This window comes from Thiolapillus sp. (genome assembly GCF_048562965.1).
GTDB lineage: Bacteria > Pseudomonadota > Gammaproteobacteria > Chromatiales > Chromatiaceae > Thiolapillus > Thiolapillus brandeum_A.
Genome location: NZ_JBHNMF010000507.1, coordinates 1 through 2,351, shown reverse-complemented (window position 1 = coordinate 2,351; position 2,351 = coordinate 1). Strand labels below are relative to the sequence as shown.

Below are 2,351 nucleotides of genomic sequence, written 5' to 3'. Positions count from 1 at the left end.
CGCGCCGCGTTCGGAGGCCTACTTTGTTTTCCCTCTGGCGCAAGGCACGCCGGGAAAACAGTGCGGCCTCGCGGCTACCGGGGTCTACCAGCCTTCGCTTCGCTCTCCATGGCTGGCAGCGATCGCTATCTGAAAGTTGCCAGTCAAAAACAGCAGCAGCGGAAGAAGATACTGAAGGCGCTGAAAATACGCAGGTATCAGGAAGAGCCCGGTACTACATAAAAAAAGATGGAAAAGAACTGGAGTGTGCTGCCCGCAAGGACGAACAGATGCCAGATGGCATGGTTCCATCTCAGGCGTTCCCATGCGTAGATCAGGGCACCCAGCGTGTAGCTCAGGCCGCCGGCTGCCAGCAGGACCAGTCCAGCGGTATCGAGATTAGCAACCAGCGGCTTGATGGCGAACAGCACCATCCAGCCCATACCCAGATAGAGAGGCAGCGACCAGCGCTGCATGCGTTCGCTGCCAGCAAGTTTTGCATACACACCAAATACAGCTATTGCCCACACCATACCAAACAGGGTCCAGCCCCATGGGCCTTGCAGTGTGACCAGGGTAAAGGGTGTGTAGGAGCCTGCGATGAACAGGAAAATGGCGGCGTGATCGAATTTCTGCAGCAGCGGTTTGGCTCGCTCGTGGGGGATGCCGTGATACAGGGTGGAAGCTGTATAAACAAGTACCAGTGTGCTGCCATAGATGGCGGTGCTGGTGACGTGCCAAACACTGCCGTAAAGCGCCGAAAAGGTGACAAGCAGAACCAGGGCAGCGATGCTCAGGGGGATGCCAATGCCGTGGGTGATGGCGTGCACGATTTCCTCGCCGATACTGTATTCGGCTACCCAGGTCTGATTGTCCATGCGGTTGTTTTCTCTCGGTTGGTTCATGTGTCTAGTACATCGTCTACGTTAAATTAACGGATAGAGGCGCTTTAACTTGATCCTCGCATCCTTGCGTATTCCACCCCAACGTGACCGCCGATTCCAAGGAAAACCCTGGAATCGGTCACGTTCGTTTGGAATCGGCGGTCACGTTGGGGTGGAATACGCACACTGAAACAGGCAGGAAGATCAGATAAAGTAACGCCGTAGTCTGAACCGTTGTCATTATGAATCAAGCGTGTCTTCGGCCTTGTGATAGATTTTGGGACATCCCAGTCCCCAAAATCGACTCGGCCTTTGACAACCTATTGGTGCCCCAGCCGTCCTGGTCACCCAGCACTACGCAACAACTTCGCAAGCTCGTTGCTGCTCCGTACTTGGCTCCCAATGACTGGACGCCGCGTTTGGATTTCCCCTCTGGCGCTATGCGCACGACGGGTAAGCAGTGCGGCCTCGCGGCTACTGGGGTCTACCAGCCTTCGCTTCGCTCTCCATGGCTGGCAGCGCACGAAGGAATATTTCACGCTTTTTTCACGATCATTTTTCCGACGGCTGCTTTTCAAGCACTTCAGCATACCAGATAGGATTGTAACGGTCTTCCGGCGTTAATTTTCCCACTTCACTGGGGCGGGTATGCCAAAAGGACTGATCAATCATCGCATCCTTGTAAGCCGATTTTTTTGCATGCGTGAACGGACACCACCAGTTTTCTACCAGTTTCACCAGATAGACATGCCATTCGAGCAACGCAACACTGACCGGGCAATACCTCGTGCAATTGACAATCCAGAATAGTTTCGATCGCGTCGGGCTGATGCTGTAGGCAGCGTCAGGATCCACTGTGATCTGGGTTTTCATCGTATAGCGATGGCTTTTCCGTGCGGGCAGGAAATCCGATAACGTCTTGATATTTTCTGCGCCCATCAGCTTCAAATGCAAATAGGAAATATAGGCACTGAAAAAAAGAAACGGCATGGTAATGATTGGCACATAGATAAGAAGAACCCCGAAGATCCGTTGAAACCACGTCAGTTTTTTATAGTTTTCGCCAATACAAACACGATTGCTGCCTGCCGGCGACCCTTCGCAAGCCTTCATTTTTTACCTCCAATTCGAAACAAATGTGAAAAAGCCAACAAGCATGTGTTTGGCTTCATGATGGATTTTGGGGACATCCCGACCCCAAATCGACTCGGCCTTTGACAACCTGTTTGTGCCCCAGCCGTCCTAGTCACCAAGCACTACGCAACACAACCTCGCAAGCTTGTTGCTGCTTTGTACCTGGCGCCCTAATGACGGGAGGACGCCGCGTTGTCTACTGGGGACTGCCGGCTTTCCCTTGCGCTCCATGGCTCGTAGCGGATGACACAACAGGTAACTGACGCGCCCAAACGCTGCTTTTGGTGCCATTGGATTGATACCACACAACCATGGCTCGACCACTGCTATTGGCTGCAACCTGTGGCTTATTAG

Annotated in this window: 4 protein-coding genes; 2 read left to right on the top strand and 2 right to left on the bottom strand. The window is 53.1% G+C overall.

Annotated elements, in window-relative coordinates; translation table 11 throughout:
• Nucleotides 1-197: 197 nt before the first annotated feature.
• The gene (gene trhA, locus ACOCD2_RS17015) at nucleotides 198-884 is read right to left on the bottom strand and encodes a PAQR family membrane homeostasis protein TrhA (RefSeq protein ID WP_293649091.1); all 687 of its coding nucleotides are present in this window, start codon (nucleotides 882-884) and stop codon (nucleotides 198-200) included.
• A 246-nt stretch (nucleotides 885-1,130) separates the two neighbouring features.
• Here trhA and ACOCD2_RS17010 point away from each other — a divergent pair, with 246 nt between their 5' ends.
• Nucleotides 1,131-1,487 carry a hypothetical protein gene (locus tag ACOCD2_RS17010; RefSeq protein WP_419612935.1) on the top strand — a complete coding sequence of 119 codons (357 nt, stop codon included), beginning with the start codon at nucleotides 1,131-1,133 and terminating at the stop codon, nucleotides 1,485-1,487.
• On the opposite strand, the gene ACOCD2_RS17005 is transcribed toward ACOCD2_RS17010, so the two are convergent.
• Nucleotides 1,416-1,976: a hypothetical protein gene (locus tag ACOCD2_RS17005; RefSeq protein WP_293649085.1), complete on the bottom strand. Its 561-nt coding sequence runs from the start codon at nucleotides 1,974-1,976 to the stop codon at nucleotides 1,416-1,418. The two genes, ACOCD2_RS17010 and ACOCD2_RS17005, sit on opposite strands and share 72 nt — an antisense overlap.
• Before the next feature lie 101 nt (nucleotides 1,977-2,077).
• On the opposite strand from ACOCD2_RS17005, the gene ACOCD2_RS17000 reads away from it, so the two are divergent.
• A complete protein-coding gene (locus ACOCD2_RS17000) occupies nucleotides 2,078-2,260 on the top strand; it encodes a hypothetical protein (RefSeq protein ID WP_419612937.1) in 183 nt (60 codons plus the stop codon).
• The last annotated feature ends 91 nt before the right edge of the window (nucleotides 2,261-2,351 follow it).